The 25,101-nt window shown below is 65.1% G+C and carries 19 protein-coding genes; 13 read left to right on the plus strand and 6 right to left on the minus strand.

The genetic code is table 11. The features are described from left to right. Positions 1-54 precede the first annotated feature (54 nt). The 10 genes from ACQY78_RS23545 (at position 55) to ACQY78_RS23590 (ending at position 15,040) form a co-directional block, all read left to right on the plus strand. Complete coding sequence (locus tag ACQY78_RS23545) at positions 55-1,065, plus strand: catalase family peroxidase (protein ID WP_428679465.1); 1,011 nt, start codon at positions 55-57, stop codon at positions 1,063-1,065. After that, positions 1,062-1,643 carry a cytochrome b gene (locus ACQY78_RS23550; RefSeq protein WP_428679467.1) on the plus strand — a complete coding sequence of 194 codons (582 nt, stop codon included), beginning with the start codon at positions 1,062-1,064 and terminating at the stop codon, positions 1,641-1,643. Before ACQY78_RS23545 ends, ACQY78_RS23550 begins: the two co-directional genes overlap by 4 nt. A 277-nt stretch (positions 1,644-1,920) precedes the next feature. Then, positions 1,921-2,364, plus strand: coding sequence for a hypothetical protein (locus ACQY78_RS23555; RefSeq protein WP_428679469.1), 444 nt, complete (start codon positions 1,921-1,923; stop codon positions 2,362-2,364). Then, the gene (locus ACQY78_RS23560; protein WP_428679472.1) at positions 2,364-3,140 is read left to right on the plus strand and encodes a ParA family protein; all 777 of its coding nucleotides are present in this window, start codon (positions 2,364-2,366) and stop codon (positions 3,138-3,140) included. Before ACQY78_RS23555 ends, ACQY78_RS23560 begins: the two co-directional genes overlap by 1 nt. Next, complete coding sequence (gene bcsA / locus ACQY78_RS23565; RefSeq protein WP_428679474.1) at positions 3,137-5,302, plus strand: UDP-forming cellulose synthase catalytic subunit; 2,166 nt, start codon at positions 3,137-3,139, stop codon at positions 5,300-5,302. The genes ACQY78_RS23560 and bcsA overlap by 4 nt, the downstream gene beginning before the upstream one ends. A gap of 167 nt (positions 5,303-5,469) precedes the next feature. Further along, a complete protein-coding gene (locus tag ACQY78_RS23570; RefSeq protein WP_428679476.1) occupies positions 5,470-8,091 on the plus strand; it encodes a cellulose biosynthesis cyclic di-GMP-binding regulatory protein BcsB in 2,622 nt (873 codons plus the stop codon). After that, positions 8,078-12,148 carry a cellulose synthase subunit BcsC-related outer membrane protein gene (locus ACQY78_RS23575; protein WP_428679479.1) on the plus strand — a complete coding sequence of 1,357 codons (4,071 nt, stop codon included), beginning with the start codon at positions 8,078-8,080 and terminating at the stop codon, positions 12,146-12,148. Before ACQY78_RS23570 ends, ACQY78_RS23575 begins: the two co-directional genes overlap by 14 nt. Positions 12,149-12,171: 23 nt before the next feature. Next, the gene (gene bcsD, locus ACQY78_RS23580; RefSeq protein ID WP_428679482.1) at positions 12,172-12,660 is read left to right on the plus strand and encodes a cellulose biosynthesis protein BcsD; all 489 of its coding nucleotides are present in this window, start codon (positions 12,172-12,174) and stop codon (positions 12,658-12,660) included. Between the two features lie 17 nt (positions 12,661-12,677). After that, on the plus strand, positions 12,678-13,724 hold the full coding sequence (locus tag ACQY78_RS23585) for a glycosyl hydrolase family 8 (RefSeq protein WP_428679485.1): 1,047 nt from the start codon (positions 12,678-12,680) through the stop codon (positions 13,722-13,724). 134 nt (positions 13,725-13,858) lie between these two features. Beyond that, positions 13,859-15,040 (plus strand): EAL domain-containing protein, encoded by a 1,182-nt coding sequence (locus tag ACQY78_RS23590; RefSeq protein WP_428679488.1) that lies wholly within the window; start codon positions 13,859-13,861, stop codon positions 15,038-15,040. Between the two features lie 44 nt (positions 15,041-15,084). Here the strand turns inward: ACQY78_RS23590 and ACQY78_RS23595 are convergent, their stop codons facing one another. Then, a complete protein-coding gene (locus ACQY78_RS23595) occupies positions 15,085-16,251 on the minus strand; it encodes a GGDEF domain-containing protein (protein WP_428679490.1) in 1,167 nt (388 codons plus the stop codon). A 24-nt stretch (positions 16,252-16,275) separates the two neighbouring features. Beyond that, positions 16,276-18,186, minus strand: coding sequence for a diguanylate cyclase domain-containing protein (locus ACQY78_RS23600; protein ID WP_428686476.1), 1,911 nt, complete (start codon positions 18,184-18,186; stop codon positions 16,276-16,278). A 422-nt stretch (positions 18,187-18,608) separates the two neighbouring features. Between ACQY78_RS23600 and ACQY78_RS23605 the strand changes: the two genes are divergently transcribed. Next, positions 18,609-18,947: an SET domain-containing protein gene (locus ACQY78_RS23605; RefSeq protein WP_428679493.1), complete on the plus strand. Its 339-nt coding sequence runs from the start codon at positions 18,609-18,611 to the stop codon at positions 18,945-18,947. A gap of 9 nt (positions 18,948-18,956) precedes the next feature. Here ACQY78_RS23605 and ACQY78_RS23610 read toward each other — a convergent pair whose 3' ends face one another. From ACQY78_RS23610 to ACQY78_RS23625, 4 genes are all read right to left on the minus strand, one after another. Beyond that, on the minus strand, positions 18,957-19,928 hold the full coding sequence (locus tag ACQY78_RS23610; RefSeq protein WP_428679496.1) for a Gfo/Idh/MocA family protein: 972 nt from the start codon (positions 19,926-19,928) through the stop codon (positions 18,957-18,959). Positions 19,929-20,316: 388 nt separating this feature from the next. Then, complete coding sequence (locus ACQY78_RS23615; RefSeq protein WP_428679498.1) at positions 20,317-20,982, minus strand: amino acid ABC transporter permease; 666 nt, start codon at positions 20,980-20,982, stop codon at positions 20,317-20,319. Beyond that, the gene (locus ACQY78_RS23620; protein WP_428679501.1) at positions 20,979-21,644 is read right to left on the minus strand and encodes an amino acid ABC transporter permease; all 666 of its coding nucleotides are present in this window, start codon (positions 21,642-21,644) and stop codon (positions 20,979-20,981) included. The genes ACQY78_RS23615 and ACQY78_RS23620 overlap by 4 nt, the downstream gene beginning before the upstream one ends. Beyond that, positions 21,644-22,462, minus strand: coding sequence for a transporter substrate-binding domain-containing protein (locus tag ACQY78_RS23625; RefSeq protein ID WP_428679504.1), 819 nt, complete (start codon positions 22,460-22,462; stop codon positions 21,644-21,646). The genes ACQY78_RS23620 and ACQY78_RS23625 overlap by 1 nt, the downstream gene beginning before the upstream one ends. A gap of 213 nt (positions 22,463-22,675) precedes the next feature. Here ACQY78_RS23625 and ACQY78_RS23630 point away from each other — a divergent pair, with 213 nt between their 5' ends. Beyond that, the gene (locus ACQY78_RS23630; protein ID WP_428679507.1) at positions 22,676-23,398 is read left to right on the plus strand and encodes a glycoside hydrolase family 25 protein; all 723 of its coding nucleotides are present in this window, start codon (positions 22,676-22,678) and stop codon (positions 23,396-23,398) included. 106 nt (positions 23,399-23,504) lie between these two features. Continuing rightward, positions 23,505-25,097, plus strand: coding sequence for an ABC transporter substrate-binding protein (locus ACQY78_RS23635; RefSeq protein WP_428679510.1), 1,593 nt, complete (start codon positions 23,505-23,507; stop codon positions 25,095-25,097). Positions 25,098-25,101 lie beyond the last annotated feature (4 nt).

Consider the following 25,101-nt stretch of genomic DNA (forward strand, 5'->3'; position numbering starts at 1 on the left):
CCCATTTCACGATCATCCCCCGGACCTTCCCGCAGCCCCCTCGCATCCCTGGCCATGATCGCGCTGATCGTGGCGGGCAGCGCGGGCGCCTTCGCCTACACGGCGGGCTGGTTGTCGCCGGAGCGCCTGACGCCCACCAAACTCGTTGCCGCACTGGCGCCGCCCGTTGGCCCAGCGCTCGGTCACCGGCGCAACCATGCCAAGGGGGTGTGCTTCACCGGCGAATTCCAGTCGAACGGCAATGGCGCCTCCCTGTCGAGGGCGCAGGTCTTCACATCCGGCACCTGGCCGGTGCTCGGCCGTTTCAACCTGGCCACGCCCAATCCCAACGCCGCAGACGCTACGGTGCGGGTCCGTGGCATGGGCCTGCAGATCACGACGCCGAACGGCGATGTCTGGCGCAGCGCGATGATCGACGCGCCGGTCTTCGCCGTGTCGACGCCGGAGGTTTTCTACGAACTGCTCCAGACGGCGCCGAAGGGTGGGGAGGCGATGAAGGCGTTCATCGGCCGGCATCCGGAGTTCCTGACCTTCGCCGGCTGGGCCGGGACGGCGCCCTGGACCTCGAGCTATGCGGAGGACCCGTTCAACAGCCTCAATTCGTTCCTGTTCACCGACGTCGGCGGTACGTCGCGCGCGGTCCGCTGGTCGCTGCGGCCGGCGGCGACGCCGGTGCCGATCGCGCCCGATGAACTCGCCAAGAAGGGGCCGAACTATCTCGAACGGGAGATCGCGAGCCGGGTCGCCACCGCGCCGCAACGCTGGACGATGGTCGTGACCGTCGCCGAGTCCGGTGACGATACGGCCGATCCCAGCAAGGCCTGGCCGGCCGGCCGGCGCACGGTCGAGGTCGGCACGCTGGTGGTGAAGCGCGTCGAGGCGGAGCCCGACGGCCCGTGCCGCGACATCAACTTCGATCCGACGGTCCTGCCACGCGGCATGAGCGTTTCAGACGACCCGTTCCCCGCCGCCCGATCCTCGGCCTATGCGCGGTCGTATGACCTGCGCACCTCCGAGGCGAAGGACTATCCCCGCACGACCGCCACCGGGAGCGCCAAGCCATGAGCCGCCCGATGACCGTCGTGGCGAACCACACTCGCTTCTCCGGCGCCCAGCGCCTCCTGCACTGGACGATGGCGGCCGGCATCGTGGCGATGCTGTTCATCGGCGTCGGCATGCTCTCGACCGTCGCGCCGTCCTACGTGCCGCTGGTCGCCACCCACAAGACCCTGGGTATCGCGCTGTTCGCGCTGGTGCTCGTGCGCCTCGTCCTGCGCCTGGTTCTGGGTGCGCCGCCGCTGCCGGCCAGCCTGCCGCCCCTGATGCGGCTCGGCGCGGTCCTCTCGCACTGGGGCCTCTACGGGCTGATGATCGTCCTGCCGCTGCTGGGCTGGGCGATGCTGTCCGCGGCCGATTATCCGGTCGTGCTGTTCGGCAACTTCCGGCTGCCGCCGATCCTGCCACAAAGCGACTTGCTGCATACGCTGTTGTGGGCCGCGCACCGTTGGCTGGCCTTCGCCTTCTTCGGGCTGATCCTCCTCCATGTCGCGGCGGCTTTGTTCCATGCCCTGGTCCGCCGCGACGGTGTCTTTGAGGCCATGTCGCCGCTGCCGGTCCGGACGTCCGATCAATCGGACGGGTGACTCCGGTCCAGATCCTTTTTCGTTTGTTTGGAATCGCACGCTGGCATTTGTGCGACTCCGCATTGGGAGGTGTGACTGAATGTTGAGAGGCTTTTTTCGCCTCACACATCAACTGTTCGCACTTTCTATAGCCGTTACAGAAGCTTGGTGTTTTTTGCTAATTTAATGTGTGAAAACTACGTGCTTATGCAATATTCCGAATAGCTTATATTGAGTATGTCTGAGGTGACGCACTACGACTGATAGTGTATCTGAATCGCTCGGTGGAGTTACAGACATGCCGATCAAGAACAATGACGATGTTGCCCATCTTCTCGACGCAATGGGCCGGACCGGATCGACCTATCGGGAATTCGAAACGTCATCGGATCAGATGTCGGCCCCCCTCATTGACGCGATCTTCGGCAAGGAGCCGCCGCTGCCCGTCCGGGAGGACGCGCCCCTTGCGCTGGGGGCCACCTCCGGCAACGACCTGCTGGCCGACGTCTTCGATCGGTCGCCGGCCCTAGCGCAGGGCAGACCGGCCGATACGGGCATGCGGCATCCAGAATCCCCGCGGCAGTCCCCGCTTGCTGGCATCCGTACGCCCGTGGCGGGACCGGGTGCGGCGATGAGAACCCTGAACGATATTCGCCGCATCATTACCCAGCCTGTCGAGCAGTCGGCGGCGGCGCCATCGATTGGCAGTCTCAACGGACTCTTCGACCGACTGGCGCGTTGATGTCCGTCGTCTGTTTTTGCTCGCCCAAGGGCGGTGTCGGAAAGACCTCTCTCAGCATCAATGTTGCCGGCGTCCTGGCGCGCTCCGGCTTGCGCGTGCTCGTCGTCGACCTCGACGTCCAGAATTCGCTCCGCCTGCATGCCGGTATCCAGCTCGCCGACGACCGCGGCTGGGCACACTGCCTCGTCTACGGGCGCTCGATCCGCGAGGGTGTGCTGCCGGGCGGCGGCAATCTTCTCGTCCTGCCGTTCGGGCAGGTCACCGGCGCCCAGCTTCATGCCGTGTCCGATCATCTGGCGCGCAACGAGAACTGGCTCGCCAGTACCCTCGCGCCGTTCGTCGAGCGCGGCTTCGTGGTGGTCATCGATACGCCGCCGGGTCCGTCGGTCTTCCTCGACCAGACACGGCCGATCTCCACGCTCGATATCGTGGTTCTGCAGGCCGACGCCACATCCGTGTCCTTGCTGTCGACGGTGGAATCGCAGAGTTTCCTGGGCCCTGTGCCCGAGGGCAACCAACGCCAGGTACGGTACGTGTTCAATCTCGTCGACATGCGTCGCAAGCTGACGCGCGATGTCACCGCGCTGCTGCGGCGCCGGCTGGGCCAGGCGATGCTCGGCACCGTGAACTACGACGACAGTTTCGGCGAAGCCGTGGCGCATCAGCAGCTCGTGATCGATCGAGCGCCGACGAGCAAGGCGGCGGCCGACGTGCGGGGCCTGGCCGCTTCGGTGCAGGGACTGCTACTCGACGGCATGGACCCCGGGCGGCGATGACTTCGATCAGTACCGAAGAGCTCAATCCCAACCGGCGGGTCTCGATCCTCACGAGACTTTTCTACCTGTTCATTGCGATCGTCGCCCTCGGGCCGGCCGCCTTCGTCATCATCACACCCTTCGATCTGCAGACGCAGGCGATTTTCGCCGTCTTCACGGCCGCCATCTTCCTGCTGGTGAACCGCTTCAAGAATCGCACCGCGACCCTGATCATCGTCGTGTTGTCGGCTCTCGTGTCGACCCGTTACCTGTGGTGGCGCACGACCGAGACGCTGGGCTTCGTCGATCCGTTCGACATGATGTTCGGCTACGGGCTCTATGCCGCCGAGGTCTATGCCTGGATCGTGCTGATGATCGGCTACTTCCAGGTGATGTGGCCGCTCGAACGGCAGCCGGTGCCTTTGCCGGCCGATGTCCAGGAATGGCCGACGGTCGACGTCTATATCCCGACCTACAACGAAACCCTCGATGTCGTTAAGCCGACCGTGCTGGCGGCGATGGTGATGGATTACCCCGCCGACAAGTTCAAGGTGTACATCCTGGACGACGGACGACGGCCGGAATTCAAGCGTTTCGCCGAGGAGGCGGGGTGCGGCTACCTGATCCGGCCGACCAACGAGCACGCCAAGGCGGGCAACATCAACCACGCCCTGACCATCACCAAGGGCAAGCTGATCGCCATCTTCGATTGCGACCACATCCCGACGCGGGCGTTCCTGCAGATGACCGTCGGATGGTTCCTGCGCGACCGCAAGATGGGCATGCTGCAGACGCCGCATCATTTCTATTCGCCCGATCCGTTCGAGCGCAATCTCGGGACTTACGGAAGGGTGCCGAACGAAGGCCAGCTCTTCTACGGACTGATCCAGCCGGGCAACGATTTCTGGAATGCGACCTTCTTCTGCGGCTCGTGCGCGGTGCTGAGTCGCGAGGCGCTCGACGAGGTGGGCGGCATCGCCGTCGAGACGGTCACCGAAGACGCCCACACCTCGCTGCGCATGCATCGCAAGGGCTGGAACACCGCCTACCTGCGCTGGCCGCTGGCGTCCGGCCTGGCGACCGAGCGGCTGTCGATCCATATCGGCCAGCGTATGCGCTGGGCGCGCGGAATGATCCAGATCTTCCGGACCGACAATCCGCTGCTGGGGCGGGGGCTGAGCTTCGGGCAGCGCATCTGTTACCTAAATGCGATGATGTACTTCCTGTTCCCGGTGCCGCGCCTGGTGTTCCTGACGGCGCCGGTGGCTTATCTGATCACGTCGCAGAACATCATCGTGGCGAGCGCGTTGATGGTTCTGGCCTATGCCGGGCCGCACTTGTTCCACACGCTGAGCACGCAGTCGCGACTGGACGGACGCTACCGCTATTCCTTCTGGGGCGAGATCTACGACAACGTGCTGTTGTTCCACATCATCGGACCGACGCTGCTGGCGCTGATCAATCCCAAGGCCGGCAGCTTCAACGTCACGAGCAAGGGCGGCATCCTTGAGAAGGAGCTCTACGACACGCCCATCATGCGACCGTTGATGATCCTGGCGGTGGTGCTGATGGCGGCCATCGGGGTCGGGTTCTACCGCCTTCTCTTCACCGAGCTGTTCCCGGGCGACGCGCCGGTGCTCTGGATGAATCTCTTCTGGTGTTTCTACAGCGCCTTCACCGTGTTCGCCGCGCTCGCGGTCGGGCGCGAGAGACGACAGGTACGAGCCCAGCCGCGCGTGCGCGTCCGGCAGCCGATCGCGCTCTACTTCGACGGAAGGCGCTCGCTGATGGGACGGACCGAGGATCTCTCCCTCGGCGGCGGCCTGCTCCGGATGGACGACGTCGCGACCGACGTGAAGGTGAACGAAGAGGTCGTCGTCAACTTCGAGCAGATCGAGGACATTTCCGCCGTGCCGGCCCGCGTCGTCGCCGTCAACGGCCGTGAAGTCCGTCTCGAGTTCATGCCGACGAACCTGGAAGAAGAGCGGACGATCGTCAGTGCCGTGTTCGGACGCGCCGATGCCTGGCTCAACTGGGACGACCGTCCCCCCGATACTGTCGGCAAGTCGCTGATCGATCTCTCGGGCGCCATTCGCGGCCTCGCCGGCATGGCTTCCCGGAACATCCGCCGGCCCCGGCCCTCGACACAGCAACCGCTGCCGGCGCCGTCGAGGCCGACGTGAGGTTTATAAGAGTCCGTCGCGCAGCGGTGGCCTTTGTTTTCGCTCTGATTGCTCCTGCGGCCGCACAACAGGACACCGGCTCGCAGCCGAAGCCGTTCTTCCCGCCGGAGGTGAATCCGCCGTCTCTCCAGCAGGGGCCCTCCACGCAACTCCCGCCGAGGTTCGAGTTGCCGTCCACCCTGCCGTCCGTTCCATCGGGCGTGGCGATCATTCCGTCGCCCGATGCGCAGGGCCAGCGGCAGCAGACTCCGTTGCCGACCACCACGCCGATGCCCCCGGCGAACGTGGCGACGCCCATCGTGCCGCCGACGATATCGCCGAACCCCAATCCTCCCGTGCCGGCCGGCTCCCAGCGCTCGACGGCTCCCCAGGTGCTTCCGCCGGCCGCTCCGCAGTCGCTTCCCCCGGCCGCGCCGGCGACGCCGCCGCAGGCGACGGCCCCTGTTCCCACGCAGGGACCTGTCCCATTGCCGGCTCCCGTGCCCGCGGCGCCCGCTCCGGCGGCTCCGGCCGTCACGACAACGCCTGTGACTCCGCCAGGGCCCAACCGGCCCGACATATTGCCGATCCCCTCACAGATCCCGACGGCGAACTATCCGATGTTCACCGGAATGGTGGAGGGTCGCAGCCAGCTCATCCGTCTGCGCGATCTGCGGAGCAAGGCCCTTCATCTCGAGGGAGCCTCGGCCGAAACCGGGATTGCCTTCACGACCCGCCAGGACGATGCCTTCGTCGCCGCCCGCATCAGCCTCGTGTTCAGCTATTCGAATGCCGTCGCCCGCGATGACGGTGTGCTCCAGGTGTTTCTCAACAACGAGCCGATCGGCTCGGTCACGCTGGGAAAGTCGAGCGGACCGAAAGCGCGCGCCGATTTCACCTTCACGCCCGCCCTGTTGTCGACCGACAACCGCCTGCAGTTTCGCTTCGCGCTCAAGGGGCAGGGCGCGAAAGCCTGCACGCTCGATCGAGACAAGGCGATCTGGGTGAATATCGAGCCGGCGACGTTCATCTATCTCAGCACGACGCGGTTGCCGATTGCCGATGACCTGGCGTCGCTGCCACGCCCGTTTGCCGATCCCAAGGATCCGTTGCCGCTCAACCTGCCCTTCGTGCTGCCGGCGGGTCCCGAGCCCGGCGTCCTGCAGGCGGCCGGTATGGTGGCAGGCTATTTCGGGCTGATCGCCGGCAACAAGGGCGCGTCCTTCCCGGTGCAGTACACGGGCCTGCCGGCCAGCAACGCCGTGGTCCTGGTTGCGGGCGACCACTATCCGCCGGGCGTCGCCGCCATTCCGGGCGAGGGACCGCGGGTCGCGGTGGTCGCCAACCCTTCGCAGGTCGACAGCAAGCTCCTGCTGGTCATCGGCGACGATGCCGAGGAGTTGCGGGCTGCCGCGGGCACCCTGGCGACCTCCGCGTCGCGATTGAGCGGCGGCTGGTCGGCTGCCAGCGAGCCGTTGCCACCGCCGCGGCAGGCCTATGACGCACCGAAATGGATTCCGACCAATCGGCCGGTGCGGCTCGGCGAGCTTCCCGACGGAGGGGTCATCAACGGCCGCCGGCTTCTCGATTCCCCCAAAGTGTCCTTCCGCACCGCGCCCGACCTGTTCTTCGGCGCCCTGTCGGGCGGCAAGATGTACGTCCACATCCGCCGTGCCGACGACAGCTGGGTCGATCCCGGCAATTCGCGCGTCTTCATCGACCTCAACCAGCGCACCGTCGGCGAGATTCCGCTGGAGCCCAAGCTGAAGGTGTTGTCGCGCCTGAAGGAATGGATGTTCCCGGGCGACGCCGGGGATCGGGTGAGCCAGGTGCTGCTGCCGGGCTTCCAGCTGCACAGCCAGAACCAGCTCGATTTCCTGTTCGAGCTGCGGGCGAAGGCGGATGCCGATTGCGAAATGCTCGACTGGAGCGACCGCACCGGTATCGATCCAGACTCGACGATCGATCTGAGCCGAGTGGCCCATTTCGCCGCTTTCCCAAACCTCGCGCTGTTCGCCAATGCCGGCTTCCCGTTCACCCGCTATGCCGACCTCTCGACCACGGCGTTCGTGATGCCGGAAACCTCGTCATCGGAAGAGGTACAGTCGCTCCTGAACCTGCTGGCGATGATGGCCGATGCCACGGGCGTTCCCCCGACCCGTTTCGAGGTGGTCGAGCCCGCGAAGGTCGAGACGATGGCCGACCGGGACCTCATCGTCATCGGGCTCAACTCGAACCAGCCTCTGCTCAAGCAGTGGGAGTCCCACAACTCGGTCCACATCACGTCGGCCAGCGTCACGGCGGTGCCCGGCCTCAGCTTCCTGCGGCGCCAGTTCCAGCCGACCGATCCCCGCGCGCCGTACTATCGCGGCGCCGCCCCGGAACTCGCGAAGGCCAATCTCGGCAAGCCCTTCGCCTACCTGTCCAGTTTCTGGTCGCCGCTGAATGGCGACCGGCTCGTGGTCATGGTCGGCGGCACCCAGCCGGCCTCCCTCGTCGATATGAGCAGCCATCTCAACGATCCCGAGGTGGCGGCAAACATTCAGGGCGATTTCTATTATCTGACAGGTGCTAAGGGCGAGTTCTACACGTCAGGTGTCAGGAGATTTGTCGGTGGATTGCCGATCTGGTGGCGAATTCAATGGCTTGCCGGGTCATTTGAACTTGCTGCATTCATTTGCCTGGTTTGTGTTATATTGATTTTTGCAGTCGCTATTGAACGATTCTCGGCACACAGGGCTAACCGGCTTCTCTCCCGGACGTTCGCGGACGGAAGTCGATTGAGTTTGGGGTCTCATGAGAAGGTCTGAGCGTTCGCAGCGTAGCGGGGGAATTGCCAGCGTTCTTGCCAGCGCGGTCGTTGCCCTGTCGGCTTCGGCCGAGGCCCTTGCAGCGCCGCCGACGACGTCGGAATCGTCCTCCTCGTCGATCTACGGCCTGCTGTTCGAGCAGGCGTCGATGTGGCGGGAGCGCAATCGCCCCGACCTCGCCGCCCAATCGCTGCGCAAGATACTGGAAAGCCAGCCCGACAATACCGAGGCCCTGTTTCAGCTCGGCTCGATCGAGCTGCAGAATCAGCGCTTCGAACAGGTGCGCGCCACGATCGCGCGCCTGCGCCAGATCGATCCGAACGACGCGCGTGCCGCGGAACTCGAACGCGCGATGGCGCTGGGCCAGACCGACGAGGTGGCCCTGGCCGAGGCCCGCCGGCTCGCCGCGGCCGGCGCCTACGATCGCGCGGTCTCACTCTATCAACGGGCCTTTCGCGGCGGCCCGCCGCCCTTCGACCTTGCCGTCGAGTATTACGAAACGCTCGCGGGAACGGGGGCGGGCTGGGATGAGGCGCGGCTCCGGCTCAAGGCTTTGGCGGAGCGCAGCTATGCGACCCCGCGCATCAAGTTCGCCTATGCCCGGATCCTCACCTACAACGAGCAGACACGCCGCGAAGGCATTGTCCTGCTGGCCGAACTGGCCAGCGACCCTGCTGTCGGGCAGGCCTCGTTCGAGGCGATGCGCCAGGCCATGCTGTGGCTCACGCTCGGGCCTCAGGACAAGCCGTTCTTCGAATCCTATCTCCAGCGCTTCCCCGGGGACACGCTCGTGCGCGACAAGCTCACGGACGCGCAGCGGCCCGTCCGGCAGGATCCGGTGGGTGCTGCCCTTGCCGAAGCCTACCGGCTTTCCGACCAGGGCCTGAACGACCTGGCCGTTGCGCGCTTCGAAGGCGTCCTGCAGGCCGATCCCAGCAATGCGGACGCGGTTGCAGGCATCGGCATCGTGCGCTTGCGCCAGGAGCGCTTCGCGGACGCGCGCGACCAGCTCGACAAGGCCATCAAGATGGCGCCCAGCCGGGCGGCGGACTGGGCTCAGGCCCTCGAATCGGCAAACTTCTGGCTGTCCTACCGCGAGGCCGCGGCGTTGCGGGATCGTGGCGACTTCAGCCAGGCCGAGAAGATCGCCCGGCCCCTGGCCGACCGTACCGGTGCGCCCAAGGAACGTGGCATCGCGCAGGCCCTGATGGGCGATCTCCTGCGTCGCCAGGGCAAGCAGCGCGAGGCCGAAGGCTACTATCGCGATGCCCTCAGCCGCGATCCGGGCAACAAGGAAGCGCAGGCGGGTCTCTACCAAGTGCTCACGGCCCAGGGACGTGACACGCGCAGCGATCCGCTGCTCGCCAATCTCGATCCGTCGGTCCGAACCCGCATCCAGTCGGACGGGGCGCAGGAGGCGGCGCAGCGCCTGCGCGTGCAGGCGAGCGGCCTCGAACGTTCGCAGCCCGAGCGGGCCGAGCAGCTCTATCGCGAAGCCATGCGCATGGATCCGTCCAGCCCTTGGATCCGCTACGACCTCGCGAAGTTCCTCGCCAAGAGGGGCAAGGTCGCCGAAGCGCAGCCGTTGATCGACGAGCTGGTCGCCAGCGGGCGTCCCGAAAGCCTCTACGCGGCGGCGGTCTACTATTCCGAGCAGTCGCGTACCGGTGAGGCCGTCGCTCTGCTCGACCGGATCCCGGTCAACCAGCGGTCGGCGCGCATGAACACCCTGCGCAACGACCTGCGCAATGCCGGCGACACCGACCAGCTGATCGCCGCGGCGAAGGCGGGCGATGCCGGCGCGCGGGCCACTCTGGCGTCACGCGCCAACGCGCCGAACGCGACGCCGTCGCAGCAGGCCAATGCGGCTCTGGCGCTAGCCAAGGTCGGCGATCGCGCGCAGGCCATGGCGGTGGTCCGCCGCCTCTCGGCCCGCAACGACCTCAGCGCCGATACGCTGCGCACCATGTTCTACGCGGCGTCGGAGGCGGGTCAGGACGCCGAGGCCAGTACGCTGCTGGCGCGCATATCCAAGAACACCGGCGGCCGCGACGTCGCCAACCTCCAGGAATCGCTCGCCATTCAGCAGTCCGACCGGCTGCGCGCGCAGAAGAACGTGACGGCCGCCTACGACGTGCTGCTGCCCTATGTCTCCGGGCCGTCGCCCAGCGTTGGCGTGCGGCTGGCACTGGCGCGGGTCTACAAGGATTCGAACTTCGGCGAACAGGCGATCCAGGTCCTCGACGGCATCATGGTGTCGTCGCCGGCCGATGCCGATACGCTGCAGCAGGCGGTGAACATCGCCATCGATCTCAGGCGTTACGAACGGGCCGACGTCTGGCTCGCCGAGGCGCTGCGGCTGCAGCCGCAGAACCCGCGCCTCTTTATGGTCCAGGCGCGCCTGTTGCGGGCACAGGGCGACAATACCGGCGCCAAGCGGGCGCTCGAAACGGCGCAGCAGCTCAACCGCGGCCTGGGGCAGACCGAGCTCGTGCCGGCGCCGTCACCTGCGCCGGGTCGCGAAGCGCCCGTTCAACGCGCCGCTGTCGACTCGCGGGAGGGTGCGAACGCGCCCGTGGCGTCGCTTCGACCCGATGGCAACGGCGACGATGCCCAGTTCATGGCCGAGTTCGAACGGCGCGTCGCCGCGAAGAAGGCTTCGCTCACCAGCACCCACGGCGCGCCCGGTCGGGCCGACGTTATGTCGCTGGACCGGCCGTCGCAGGCGACGCCGGCCGTGCTGACCGCCCAGGCGGGACCGGCGCAAGCCCCGCCGCCCGTTTACGTGGCGCAGAATCCGCTGGTGCCGCTGCGCCGTCCGGGCGGCGAGAGCAGTGCGAGCCCCTCGGTGACCGCGATGACGCCGCCGCCCTTGCCGGGAACGCCGGGTGCGCCCTCGGGGTCGATGAGCGACAACGATCCGCTCAGCCGCGAGATCGAGCGCGAGCTCACGACCCTGAAGAAGTCCACGGCGATCATCGTGGATGGCGGCATCGGCTTCCGCGGCCGGTCGGGTGAATCGGGTCTCGGCCGCATCAACGAGATCAACGTGCCGATCAAGGCGCGCATTCCCATCGGCAACGCTGCCCTCGTGCCGACGATTATGCCCGTGACGATCAACGCCGGCACGATCGGGGGCGATCCCGCGACCCTGCAGCGCTATGGCGCGAATGCGATCGCCGGACTGGCGGGTGGCCTGCAGCCGAACAATGTGCAGTCCACGGGCATCGCCTTCGGCATGGGCCTCGAATGGGGGCGTCTCACCTTCGACGTCGGCAGCACGCCGCTCGGCTTCCCGCTCACCACCATCGTGGGTGGCATCGCCTGGAATCAGCCCCTGGGCGAAAATATGAACATAAAGCTCGAGGCGTCGCGCCGGTCGGTGACCGACTCCGTGTTGTCCTACGCGGGCGTCACCGATCCGATCACCGGACTGACCTGGGGCGGGGTGACACGCAATGGCGGCGAAGCGATCATAAGCTACGACGATACAACGCTGGGTATCTATTCTAAGTTTGCCTACGGCTACTACATGGGCACGAACGTCGCGGACAATCAGTCCTATGAGTTCACGGCAGGCGCCTATTTCCGGCCCATCAAGGACGAGACCCAGGAACTCAAGGTCGGCATCTCGGCAACCTACCTGAGCTACAACCAGAATCTCAGCTACTTCACCTATGGCCAGGGCGGTTATTTCAGCCCGCAGAGCTTCTACAGCCTGACGTTTCCCGTCGACTGGTCGGAGACTGCAGGCAAGTTCAAGTACAGTGCGGGGGCCACGCTCGGCGTGCAGAGCATCCAGCAGAGTTCGTCGCTGTTCTTCCCGACAAACTACTACTTCCAGAACGCCGCGAACATCCTGGCCACGACCGGAGCAGCGGCGTTCGCGCCGCTCTTCCCGGCGCAGAGCAATACGGGCATTGCCTTTGGCCTGCGTCTCGGTTTCGAATATGCAGCGACCGAGCGGACTTCGATTGGCGCCAAGGCCAATTTCGACAACGCTTATCAGTACGACCAGGGCACAATTCTGCTATTCCTCAGAAGCTCCTTCAACTGAACCTGCCCACCAACGGACCTTCGATGACTGTCCGCGCCGCAAGCAATTCCTTCGATGCGATGACCCTAGCCGTCGCCGCGCGGCATTCATGCCCGCCGCAATGGCGGATCTTCATGGAGGCGCTGGCGACTTCCCTCTCGCAGGTCGCCGGAGACGAGCAGGCGCTGCGTGTCCTGGCCGGAGTCGGCTCGGCCATCGCCAGGGAACAATCCATTCCGGCGTCCAATTCCCTCGCCGAACTCAAGGCGGCGATGAACGCAGGGTTGCAAACCCTCGACTGGGGGCAGGTCGATATCTACGAGGCCGAGAAGGCGCTCGAGTTCGTCGTCATCGGCTATCCCTGCTTCGAGGGCGTCGAGGCGCAGACCGCCTTCGCCGCCATTCTGGAAGCGCTTCTGGAAGGCTGGCTGACCCAGCAGGCGGCGCGACCGGGCCTCGCGATGCGCCTGGCCGAACGCGGCGGCGGCTCCTATCCGCCGCTGGTCTTCCGCTACGAACGGACCGGGCCTTAGCGGTGGACCAGGGTGGGGTGCCCGCCGGGTCGCGCCGACGACTCCTGAAAGCGGGCATCGGCCTCGCGGGACTTTCGCTCTGGTCGCCCTCCGCCCTGGCGGATCAGAATTGGCAGACCTTCAAGCGTCGATTCGTCGTCGACGACAGGCGTGTCATCGACAGCGGCAACAACAACGTCAGCCATTCCGAGAGCCAGGGTTGGGGGCTTCTCTTCGCGCAGAGCTACGACGACAAGGAGACCTTCGCGAAGATCTGGGAGTGGACGTCGAAGTCGCTGCAACGGGGAGACGGCCTCTTCTCTTGGCGCTGGTCGCCAAACACGGCCGATCCGGTGCCTGACAAGAACAATGCGGCCGACGGGGACATCTTGATCGCCTGGGCGCTCGCGCGGGCTGCCGCAAAATGGAACGAGCCGCGCTGGCTGGCACCGTCCAGGCGTATCCAGTCCGCCATCCTCGACCGGCTGGCGGTCGATTTCCAGGGGCGACTGATCCTGCTGCCGGGAGCCCAGGGATTTGCCCGTGGCAACCGGTATGTGGTCAACCTTTCCTACTATGTCTGGCCGGCGATCCACGACTTTGCCGAGCGGGCAGGGGATCAGGGCCGCTGGCGCCGCCTCGAAGCCGACGGACTCTGGCTGCTCGACAATGCCGCCTTCGGCGATTACCGGCTTCCGCCGGACTGGCTGCTGTTTGGGCCGCAAGCCTTCAGGGTCGCCGACGACTGGAAGCCGTACTTCGGTTTCGACGCCATACGCGTCCCGCTCTACCTGGCGTGGCACAACCAGGCGTCCCGGCTCGGCCGCTTCGTGACGGCCTGGAAGACACCGAGGTTCGGGGGACGTCCGCCGGCCTGGATCAACCTGGACGACGGGTCGGTGGCGCCCTATCCGTCCAGCGGCGGCTACGCTGCCGTGGCAGCGGTCACGGAGTTCATGGCCGACGGGGGCAAGAATGCGGCCCCGGTTGCCGAGATTACCGGCGATGACGACTACTATTCGGCGAGCCTGAAGCTGCTGTCGAACCTCGCAGGCCAGGAAGGGCCTCATGCGAAGCGGACCTAGGCGGCGGCGGAGGCGCGATTTTCATGACTCGACGTCCGCAATGGATCATGACAGAGCCAAGACGGTCCGATACTTTGACGGAGTGGCCTTGAGTATCGCTAGGCTAATATGATCGGGCCGATGTGATGCCGCAGATGTTCCGCGCCCTGGTGGTAAGCGGTGATGACGATTTCAGGTCGGAATTGGCCGAATGGTCGATTGGTCTCGATTTTACCGTCCGGAGCATCCGTTCAGCCGATGAGTTGCCGGGTTTCCTTCAGGGGCGTCATTTCGATTGGCTGTTCCTCGATGTCGAGATCGGGCACACGCAATGCCTGCAGATCATAGAGACGCTCAGCGCCCGGTTGCGGCCGAGAACTGTCCTGGTCGGCGCAATCGATGAGGAAGCCCGCAAGAGCATCCGGCGGAATGCCGGTCTCGCGGGCATGGATGTCGTCGGCATTCTGGCGAAGCCTCTTTCTCTGTCTTCCCTGGCTCCCCAGCTGATCGCGCTTCAGGGTGCTGGGAAGCACAGTCCCAATGCCGACCTCGCCGCGCGCGGCCTCGATGCGATCCCCAGCGGCGAGATCGAATTGCACTATCAGCCGATCGTTTCGATGTCGGACAGGGTGGTCCGCCGTACCGAAGCCTTGGTGCGCTGGCAGCATCCGGAGTACGGCCTCATGCCTCCGGACGAATTCATCAGCCTGGCCGAGCGTTCGGGCGCCATCGTCCCCCTGACATGGGACGTGCTGGCGAGGGCCATCGATCAGCATGTGGCGTGGACCAAGGAAGGCCTGCAGCTTTCGGTGTCGGTCAACATGTCGACACTGGTTCTCACGTCGCCGGAGATCGCCGCAAACATACTCTCGCTGCTGAAGGAAAAGGGTGCCGCTCCACGCAGCCTCATCCTCGAGATCACGGAAACGGAACGGGCGCCCGATCCCGCCATAGCCCGAGGGCTGCTGGCGCGGTTGCGCGAGGCGGGCGTCGGGATATCGATGGACGACTATGGCGTCGGCTATTCCGATTTCGGAAGACTGCGATACTACCCGTTCACCGACCTGAAGATGGACCGCAGCCTGGTGGCGAGGCTGCCCGGCGAGCAGGAGAGCAAGGACATCGTTTCGGCGCTGGTTTCGCTGACGGTCGGCGAAGGCATCGGCCTGACGGGCGAAGGCGTAGAGACGCAGGCGCAGTGGGATGCGCTGGAAGCGCTCGGCTGCAATTTTGCCCAGGGATTCCTGATCGCGCGGCCGATGCCCGCCGATCAGGTGCCCGACTGGATCGCCCGAATGGCGGAGGCCGGCCGGTATTGGCCCACCAAGGCCGGTTGAAGGGTGTTGCGCCGTCCGGCGAAACGGCCTGACCGCTTGCTGCCCTAGCGTACGGCGCTCGAGGTTGCGTCGTCCGCGCTGCGCACCTGGTTACGGCCCAAGGCCTTGGCGCGGTAGAGCGCGACGTCCGCCCTGTGCATCGCTGCTCCCAGATCCCCGTCCAGCTGCGCCACGCCGATGCTGGTGGTGATGCGAAGGACCCGGCCGTCGACGCCGATCGAGAGCTCGGTCACCGCCGCGCGCAATCGCTCTGCAACCTGTAGGGCTTCCGCCTCATCGGTGTCGCGAAGCACCGCGCAGAATTCCTCTCCTCCATAACGGGCGATCAGATCTGTCGGGCGAAGCTGCTGGCGCGCCAGCACGGCGAAGGCGATCAGCGCCTGGTCGCCACCGGCATGGCCGAAAGTCCTGTTGACCTCTGAAAAATGATCGAGGTCGATCATCAGCACACAGGCACGCCCACCCGGGCGTGCGCCCTGAGCGAGGAGAAACCGGCGATTGGGCAGGTTTGTCAGCTGGTCGGTGCTGGCCAGCTTCTCGTAATGATGCCTCAGGCGTTCGTTGGCCATCATCAGGAAGCCGAGCGTCATCGCGACGACGCAGATCGTGTTGACGAGGAGCGATATGCCCAGCGTCGGATCGTAGAAGGGCGTGGTCTCTCCGACCGGCGGATCCTCGACCAGGGAGAAGATCGTGCGAACGACCATGGCTAGCGCCATCAGCAGAAGGGCAAGTGCCGTCGGGATGCGGCTCTTCAGCGGCTCCCCGATCCTCCCTCGGAAAACCTCACGGCCGGCGAGCAGGGACAGGATGGCGAGCACCAGCGAACAGATTGCGACCCGCACATTGACGTCGGTCCCGGCCGCGAGAGCTACGCCGTAGATAACGACGAAGACGGCCGTGGGAACCACGGCATGGCGGACGCCCCGTTCACCGCTGTTGAACCGCCGCACACTCATCCAGACGCTGGCGTAACCGGCGACGACCAGCGAGTTGGCCATGAGGACCAGCAGGAGCGGAGAGCTGGTGGTGCGCAGGCTGAGTTCGAGGGAGCCCAGAGATCCTAGCAACAGCGCCGCGCTCCAGCCGCGCAGCCCAAGGATATCGCGCTGGTGAATCCACGAGAAAAAACAGATTCCCGCCATCACCAGGCCGACTAGGAAATTCAGCAGATAGAGGGTCAGGATGTCGACCGACATCGACAATTTCACGCTGCCTCGTTGTGCACGTGTGAGCTAGGCGCTTTCCGCGCCACGCCAGGCGACGACCTGGCCCGACATGACGAAGCGGTCCCGGCCGGCATGCTTGGCGGCATAGAGTGCGCGGTCTGCGGTTGCGACCAGCATTGCATGGTTGTTCGCAGTCTCCGCATTCGGCCAGCTCGTGGCGCCGCCGGCGCTCAACGTAACCCGCTTGCTGGGCAGGTTCTGGGCATGCGGTATGTCCAGCGCGTTCAAGGACTCATGAAGCCGTGCGGCGACGCTGGCGCAGCCAAGCTCGTCCGTGTTCGGCAGCAGCAACACGAATTCTTCGCCGCCGTAGCGGGCCGCGAGATCGGCTGGACGCCGGGCTTCGGCCGCGATCAGCTTGCCAACCGCCCGGAGGCAGGCGTCCCCGGCCTGATGGCCATACTGGTCATTGTATTTCTTGAAATTGTCGACATCCACCATCAACAGGGAAAGCGGATTTCCCTCGCGCTCGGCACGCCGCCACTCCTGCTGCAGCTTCTCATCGAAGTGGCGGCGGTTGGCCAGACCGGTCAGGCCGTCCTGGCGTGCCAGGATAGCCAGCTTTTCCTCGAAGTCCTTCTGCTCCGTCACGTCCCGCGAGATCGCCACCACGCCATCGACTTTGTGAGTGTCCGGATCGTGGGTCGCGCGCAAGGCCGTCTCCAGCCAGATCTCGCCACCCTCCCGATGCCGGGTCCGGTAGACGAACCTCGTTTCCTCGATCTCACCGCGCTTGATGGACTGGACGGTCTCGCGCACGAGCGGAAGGTCCTCGGGGTTGATCCCTGTCAGCGCGGGCGTGCCTCTCAATTGCTCGGCGCTCCAGCCCAGAATTCGATTACACGCAGGCGACACGTAACGGATGCGCTCGTCAAAATCGATGCGCATCACCATGTCGCTCGACTTCTCGGCGAGAAGGCGGAAGTCCGCCTCCTTGGCGGACAGCGCTCCCGCCATGCGCTGACGTTCCAGCAACTGGCGCACCAGGTACACGCCCGTGCTGGCGATCAGCGCCATCAGCACAAGGCCGAGCGGGATACGGAAGGTTGCATCTCGACGCCAGGCCGCCAGCACATCGTCCTTTGTCTGGGTGGCGAGTACGAGAATCGGAAGCTTTTCACTCAGCCTGTAGAAGCCCAGGCGCCATCTCTCATCAAATGGCGACCTGAAATAATAGACGCTGGCCGGAGAACGCGAATTCATGTCCTTGATGAGGGGCGTTCCTGATGTGTCGCGACCGACGGTGCCTTCATTGTCGACGCTTCTTGCGAGCACGAATCCGTCCCTCTTGAGCAGCGTGATGACGCCCGTCGAACCGATCTCGAAGTGCCTGTAGAAGTCTGCGAAGTAGGACGCATCGATGGTGGCCAGGACGACGCCGGCAAATGAACCGTCGGGATGATCGAAGCGTCGCGAGAGGGGGATGACCCATTGTCCGCCGGAGCGGCTTTTGACCGGGTTGCCGATCAGCAGGGCCCGGTTGGACGATGCCTGGTGCCGCTTGAAATATTCGCGGTCGCTGTTGTTGAAGGAGGCCATGTCGACGGACTCCGAAGTCGCCAGCCAGCGGCCATTCTGGTCATAGACGAAGAGGCCGCGAACCCGGCCCATCGTTCCCTTGCGGAGATTTATTTCATTCTGAAGCCTTGTGATGGCAGCAGGATCTGTGCCCTCCGCCTCCAGGCGATGCACCAGCCCTACGACGAGGCTGTCGGCCAGTTCGAACGAGTCCTCGGCATGCTGCACCAGCGACTGGGCCAGGTTGGCGAGATCCACCTCGGCACTCTTGAGCGCGTCCCGGCGCACTTCCACCTCGCGCGCAATGCTGAAGGCCAGCATCGCCACGCAGGTGAAGACAACGAAGCCCGCAGCAAGGTAGGCGAGTTGACGATAGCTGCCGTGGCGAAGACGGAGCATCATCTCACAGAGCCTCAGCCACACATGCTGCGGCAGGCGGCTTCGGATGCCGTCGCACGACATGTGCAATAGGCTCCATCGCAATTTCCCACCCCAACGTTACCCCACCCAAGACAAGCATTGGTAAGCACGGCCAGAAAGGCATCCAACATTGCATTCGCAAGGCAATTTCCCACTTTGCCTGCGAGGCAGCTGACAACCTAGTTACTGCGTTCGTCCGCGCGCATGAAGTCCTATCCGCCTGCTCGGTCGACGAAAGGGCGTTGCGCGCCGCAAAGATATTGCACGTTACATGTTATAAATCAATGCAAGCCCGCTTCGCGTACCTTGGAAACGTTCGGCCAGCACGCTGTACATGCGCCTGTGGTCGCATCAGCGTCACAGCAGGACAGAGCGACGAGAGAGGCACTGTGAAAGTAGTGGTGAAGAAGTCGAAGATTCACGGCATGGGCCTGTTCGCCGCGCAGGAGATCCCGTGGGGAACGAAGATCATCGAGTACAAGGGCGAGCGGATTCCCGACAAGGTCGCGTTCGCGCGCATCGCCGAAGGTGCCGACTACATCTTCGAGCTGGGAGACAATCAGAGTATCGACGGCGCCTCCCGGGGCAACGAGGCGCGCTTTGCCAACCACCGCCGCCGCAACCCCAACTGTTTCATCCTGCGTGACAAGGGCCGGATCTGGATCGTCGCGGGCATCGAGGGTGTCGCGACGGGCGAGGAGATCACCTTCGACTACGGATCGACCTTCTATCCGCGGTAGCGCGGCCGGCTACCCCGCGAGGATGCCCTCGACGATCTCCTGAACGTTCAGCGCTTCCTCGAGCGTGGCGAGATGATGGGCCTCGCCGCGCGCCAGCCTGGCCACGCCCTCGAGCTGGCGCTTCAGGGCCAGCGGCCGCGCCCGTTCGTTGGGCATGGCATCCGGTGCGGGCTGCCAGGAGCCGTCGGGCAGGCGGCGCTCCGCGATCGACCAGTCGCAGAGACGCACCGCGCCACGGTCGCCCTCCAGTGTCCAGACATTGTGATCGTCCTTCGTCATCGCGCCGACCGCGCCCGAGAGCGTCACGGGCAGGTCGCCGGCGCGCAGAGTGGCCGCGATGTGCCGTTCGGACTTGCCCGCCTCCGGAAAAGAGGCCTGTCCGCTCAATCCGTGCAACGGCCCGACGAGACGCCGCGCGAGGAAGAGGAAGTGCGAGACCACCTCGCGCGTGAAGCCGCCCTGCTGTGGCCTGTCCAGCCACGCCACGGCATCGGCCTGCCAGGGCCGCGGCCAGATCCTGAAGCCCACCTCGATGTCGATGCGCCGCGGCGTGCCGATCTCGCCCTTGCCGAGCCAGTCGCGCAGCGCGGCCACCGCAAACGACGAGGCGAAGGGAAAGTTCACGGCGCCCCGGTTGCCCGCTTCGGCCACGAAGGCCCGTGCATCGGTGACGTCGACCGACAGCGGCTTCTCGCCGAAGAAGTTCTTACCGGCGGCAAGGGCCGCACGCGCGTGACCGAGATGCGAGGCCGGCGGCGAGGCCACATAGACGCATTCGCTGGCCGCAGTCACCGCCGCCGCATCAGGCAGGCGCGGCACGTCGGGGAAGGTCCGCTCCATGCGCCGCATCGCGTCGGGCGAGGGATCCCAGATGCCGCATGCGCGGATCAGGGCGGGATCCTGCTGAAGGATCGCATTGAGCAACCGCTCGCCCATGATTCCGGCGCCGATGATGCCGATCGCTACGCTCTTGTTCGTCATTCCGTTCATTCGCTCCGTCGATGTCGCGACAAGCGTCGCACGAATCATCTCGGGGCGGCAGGCGCGCACACGCCAATAATCGGAAAGATTCGGCTATCGAGCCCGATCTATAGGCACCGCTACCACCCCCCTCGTGCGCGGTCGCCGCGTTCGCCTGCCGGAGCCGACCCGCTCCGAGCCGATTCGCGTCGACCTCACCGAGATTCCCAAAGCCCCGCTTGGCGATGAGGTCGTTCTTTTCGGGAGACGAGGAGATCACTCGCAAGGTCTCAGTTGGCAACGGGACATCGATATCTCGGCTTTATATTCGCCGGTCGGCAAGTCCATCCGTCGCGTCTATGTGAGTTTTAAGGCTTGCTGATCGATTCGCCACGCCGACGAGCCGGCTTCAGATCAAGAGTCGTTCCTGCGCGGTGGAGAAGCGTCTCTCGAGGTGGCGGCTTAGGGTCGATAACGGCGCACAGAGTGAGAAGTAGATCGCCGCCGCGACACCGTACATGAGGAGCGGCTGGAACGTCGCGTTGGTGAGGTTGATACCGGTGCGGCTGAGCTCCGTGAAGCCGATGATTGAGGTCAGTGACGTGCCTTTGATGATCTGCACCAGAAAGCCCACTGTGGGCGCCATTGCCGTGCGGATCGCCTGGGGGAGAATGATGAACACCATCTGCGCTCGGAAGCCGAGGGCCAAGGCGGTGCCCGCTTCCCATTGGCCCGCGGGAACGGACTCGACACTGCCTTTCCAAGTCTCGCCGAGGAACGCGGCAGAAAATAAGCTCATGGCGACAGCCGCCGCCACGAATGCAGGCAACTCAATGCCCAGGATCGGCAGGCCAAAGTAGATCAGAAAGAGCTGGATGAGCAGGGGTGTGCCCTGGAATATCTCGACGAAAAGCCGGGCGCCACGTGCGATCGCGGTACGCTTGCTGAGGCGTGCCAGCATGACCACGAGGCCGAGCAGGCTACCGCCGACGACAGCCGCCATCGAGAGGACGATTGTGTAGTAGGTACCGACCAACATTGCACCGAAGATGTCGGTTGCGCTGAGATCGGTCACGGCCGGTAAACCCAGCGTCGGCCGATCTCGGCCAGCAGGCTGCGGAAGCTCAAGGCGAGCACTAGATAGATGGCACCCAAAACGAGATAGACCTCGAAGCTACGGAAATGCCGCGACTGGATGAGCCCGCCCATTGAGGTCAACTCATCGGCGCCGATCTGCGAGGCCACGGAGGTGCCCAGCATGATCAGCACGATCTGGCTGCTTAGCGCCGGATAGACGCGCTGCAGGGCGGGCACGATCATTACGAGCCAGAACACTTTCAGCCGCGACAGGCCGAGGCTCAGTCCGGCCTCGATCTGCCCGCGCGGTGTCGCGGTAAGGCCGGCCCGCAGGATGTCACCGCAATAGGCGCCCATGTTGATCGAGAGTGCGATCGTAGCGCCCGAGGTGGGCGAGAGCCGCAGGCCCATCGAGGAAAGGCCGAAATAGATGAAGAAGAGCTGCACCAGCAGCGGCGTGTTGCGAAAGGCCTCGATATAGCCGACGCAGATCGCTCGCAGCAGCTTGACCCGCGAGATGCCGCCATAACCGGCCGCCAGACTTAGGACAAATCCGCATACCGTTGTGACTGCGGTCAGTTCGACGGTCACCAGCAGTCCCAGCGCGATTTCCTCGTATCCCTTTATGACCGGTGAAAAGTCGAACTTGTAGCCAGCCATTAGAGCGGAGCCAGGGGCACACCGAACCATTTCTTGGACAGGGCATCGAGTTCGCCGCTCTGGCGCAGCTCCATCACCAGCTCGTTCATGCGCTTCACCGTGCGTTCTTCGCCCTTCCGGACGCCGATGCCGATGGGCAGGCCGGGGAAGACGATCTTCATCTCGGGTTTCGCGGCAGGGCTCTTCTCGCCGATCATCTCCGGCACGTTTGCGCCCACGGCCATGAGGTCGGCCTGGCCGCTCATGAAGGCGGTCGCCAGGATGTTCGTGTCGTCGAAGCGCACAATCTTGGTGCCCGGCGGCGCCATCTTGTCGAGCGTCACTTCCGACGGTGTACCGCGCTGCACGGCGATGGTCTTGCCGGCCAGGTCCTCTGCCCTGCTCACGGCGATCTTTTTCGGTCCGTAGATGCCGAATGTGAAGCTGCCGTAAGGAATGCTGAAGTCGATCGCTTGCTTGCGTTCCTCGGTGATGCTGAGCGAGCCGATGACGACGTCGACCTTGTCGGTGGTGAGGAACGGGATACGGGTCGGCGCCACGGCTGGGACCTGCACCAGACGGACGCCGAGCTTCCTGGCGATCAGCTCGGCTACGTCGGTGTCGTAGCCCAGAATCTTCTGGTCCTTGTTCATAAGGCCGTAGGGCGGGAAATCAGGACTCGCCGCGACGCGGATGACCTTGGTCTGAAGGATGGTGTCGATCGCCTCGGCTTGGGCCGTTGCGAGCGGTAAGGCAAAGGCGCAGAGCACGGCCGGCAAGGCGGCGAGTGTTCTGATACGGCGAAGGAGGCCGAGCGACTGCATGGACTTGTCGTGCATGTTGGCCCTGGAATGTTTGACGCGGTGCTCGGTACAATGAACGGGGAGCCTCGGACGCGAAAATGCTCAAAGTGCGCCACAATGTGTTGCGGACTTCGCAACAGGCGCGGAACGCCTTACTGTCGCGCGATGATCTCCCGCCGAACCATCCTCTCCGGCTTGGCCGTCACGACGGCCGCCGCGTGTACTCCCCAACAGCCCGTTTCGACGGCCATGCCCTATCCGATCGCCCCGCCGCCGCCGGACCGGGCGACGTTGGGTCTGGATGCGGTGATCGATCTCAGCCGCAGCGTCACGGTCACGGATTTCCGTGCGGTGCGCCGGAGCGGCATGCTCGGCGTCGTCCACAAGGCGACCGAAGGCGGCGACTATCTCGACACGGCCTATGCCGGCCGGCGACCGCAGGCCGAGGCGGCGGGCCTGCTGTGGGGCGCCTATCATTTCGGCACCGGCCAGACCTCGGGCGCGCGGCAGGCTGCTTACTTCCTCTCCATCGCGCGGCCGGGCCCGCGCACCCTGCTGGCGCTCGATCTCGAAGCCAACGAGAACAATCCGCGCAACTCGATGCGGCTCGACCAGGCCGAGGAGTTCGTGCAGGCCGTGGCCACAGCCACCGGCCGGCTGCCGGTCGTCTACGTGCATCCGACCTGGGCCAACGGCGATCCGCTGCCAAACTCCAACCTGAGCCTGGGCGCGCGCATCACGCCGGACTCGATCGTCGCGCGCTGCGGCCTGTGGATCGCCGACTATCACGACTCGCCCGAAATTCCCTTCGCCTGGGAGCAGGCGGGCTGGCGACTCTGGCAATATGCCGGCGACGAGAGCGTGGGCAAGCCGGCCTACGGCCAGACCAACATCGTGAACGGCGTCAGCCACTGCGACCGCAACCTGTTCAACGGTGACGCGAGCGAGCTGCAGCGCTTCTGGGGTGCGTGATCGCTTCTCGATGCGCGGGTGATCTTGAAGCTGTGACCTAGCACGCGTTTTGCGTCATCCTTCCCGACGGCGCGGGTCGCCCGGAGGGTTTGGTATGCTGTCAAACGTGAAGCGCAGGGTCCTCGGTCATCTGGTCGGCGGAGCGGCGGCGGCGCTGCTGGCCGCTCTCCCCGTCACGGCATCGGCGCAGAAGCCGCCTTCCATCCTGAAGGTCGTGATGCATTCCGACCTCAAGGTGATCGATCCCATCTGGGTGTCGGCGCAGATCGGGCGCACGCATGCCTATCTCGTCTACGACACGCTGTTCTCGCTCGATGCCGACCTGAAGCCGCAGCCGCAGATGGTCGACAGCTACACGGTCAGTCCGGACGGGCTGGTCTATACCTTCAAGCTGCGCGACGGCCTCTCGTGGCACGACGGTGCGCCGGTGAAGGCCGAGGACTGCATCCAGTCGGTCAAGCGCTGGGCCGAGCGCGACGGCGTCGGACAGCGCCTGATGCAGCACACGCAATCCTTCGACGTCGTCGACGACAAGACGTTCAAGCTCACGCTGAAGAACCCCTACGGCTTCGTCATCGCCTCGCTCGCCAAGCCCGGCAGCACCGTGCCCTTCATGATGCCCAAGCGCGTCGCCGACACGCCGGGCACGCAGCAGATCAAGGAGGCTACCGGTTCGGGCCCGTGGATCTTCAAGACCGACGAGTGGAAGCCCGGCGAGAAGGTCGTCTACGTCAAGAACCCCAACTACAAGCCGCGCGCCGAGCCCGCCTCGGGCCTGGCCGGCGGCAAGGTCGCGAAGTTCGACCGCATCGAATGGCTGGCGATGCCCGACATCCAGACGGCGGCGAACGCGCTGATGACCGGCGAGATCGACGCCATCGAGGCGCTGCCGCTCGACCTGGCGCCCATGGTCGAGAAGAACAAGTCGATCGCCTTCATGCGCGGCAAGTATCCGGGCCAGTACACGCTCCGCCTGAACTGGCTGCATCCGCCGCTCAACAATCCGAAGATCCGCGAGGCGATCGGCTATGCGATCGACCAGCGCCCCTATCTCGAGGCCCAGATCGGCAACGAGAAGTTCTTCCAGCTCTGCAAGGCCTACTTCATCTGCAGCACGCCGCTGGCCAGCACCACGGCGATGGACGGCCGCCTCGAAGGCAATGTCGCCAAGGCGCGCGAGCTCCTGAAGGAGGCGGGCTACGACGGCACGCCGCTCGTGGTCATGCACACGACCGACCTGCCGGCGCTCATGAACCTGGCGCCGGTGGCGAAATCGCAGCTCGAGCGCGCCGGCTTCAAGGTCGACATGCAGTCGATGGACTGGCAGACGACCGTGGCCCGCACCAACAAGCGCGACGCGCCGGACAAGGGCGGCTGGAGCGTCTTCCTCACGAGCTGGGGGGCGCTGGATTCATCCGATCCGATCGTGTCGCAGAACCTCAACGCCTCCTGCGAGAAGGCAACGCCCGGCTGGCCGTGCGACACGCGGATCGAGGAATTGCGCGACCAGTTCGCCCTGGAAAGCGACGCCGCCAAGAAGAAGGCGATTGCCGACGAGATCCAGACCCGCGCCGTGACGCTCGGCACGCACTATCCGCTGGGCGAGTGGTACGGCCAGTTCGCCTACCGCACGAGCACCAAGGACTGGCTGCCGCCGATGACGGCCATGCTGTTCTGGAACGCGGAGAAGACGCAGTAGCCGA

Origin of the sequence: Reyranella sp., from assembly GCF_965279625.1 — a bacterium.
Lineage (GTDB): Bacteria > Pseudomonadota > Alphaproteobacteria > Reyranellales > Reyranellaceae > Reyranella.

Coding starts and splice junctions, on each gene's coding strand:
- ACQY78_RS23555 (WP_428679469.1), top strand. CDS start 1,921: ATGCCGATCAAGAACAATGACGATGTTGCCCATCTTCTCGACGCAATG.
- ACQY78_RS23575 (WP_428679479.1), top strand. CDS start 8,078: ATGAGAAGGTCTGAGCGTTCGCAGCGTAGCGGGGGAATTGCCAGCGTT.
- bcsD (WP_428679482.1), top strand. CDS start 12,172: ATGACTGTCCGCGCCGCAAGCAATTCCTTCGATGCGATGACCCTAGCC.
- ACQY78_RS23600 (WP_428686476.1), bottom strand. CDS start 18,186: ATGCTCCGTCTTCGCCACGGCAGCTATCGTCAACTCGCCTACCTTGCT.
- ACQY78_RS23590 (WP_428679488.1), top strand. CDS start 13,859: ATGTTCCGCGCCCTGGTGGTAAGCGGTGATGACGATTTCAGGTCGGAA.
- bcsA (WP_428679474.1), top strand. CDS start 3,137: ATGACTTCGATCAGTACCGAAGAGCTCAATCCCAACCGGCGGGTCTCG.
- ACQY78_RS23550 (WP_428679467.1), top strand. CDS start 1,062: ATGAGCCGCCCGATGACCGTCGTGGCGAACCACACTCGCTTCTCCGGC.
- ACQY78_RS23610 (WP_428679496.1), bottom strand. CDS start 19,928: ATGACGAACAAGAGCGTAGCGATCGGCATCATCGGCGCCGGAATCATG.
- ACQY78_RS23630 (WP_428679507.1), top strand. CDS start 22,676: ATGCCCTATCCGATCGCCCCGCCGCCGCCGGACCGGGCGACGTTGGGT.
- ACQY78_RS23620 (WP_428679501.1), bottom strand. CDS start 21,644: ATGGCTGGCTACAAGTTCGACTTTTCACCGGTCATAAAGGGATACGAG.
- ACQY78_RS23625 (WP_428679504.1), bottom strand. CDS start 22,462: ATGCACGACAAGTCCATGCAGTCGCTCGGCCTCCTTCGCCGTATCAGA.
- ACQY78_RS23545 (WP_428679465.1), top strand. CDS start 55: ATGATCGCGCTGATCGTGGCGGGCAGCGCGGGCGCCTTCGCCTACACG.
- ACQY78_RS23560 (WP_428679472.1), top strand. CDS start 2,364: ATGTCCGTCGTCTGTTTTTGCTCGCCCAAGGGCGGTGTCGGAAAGACC.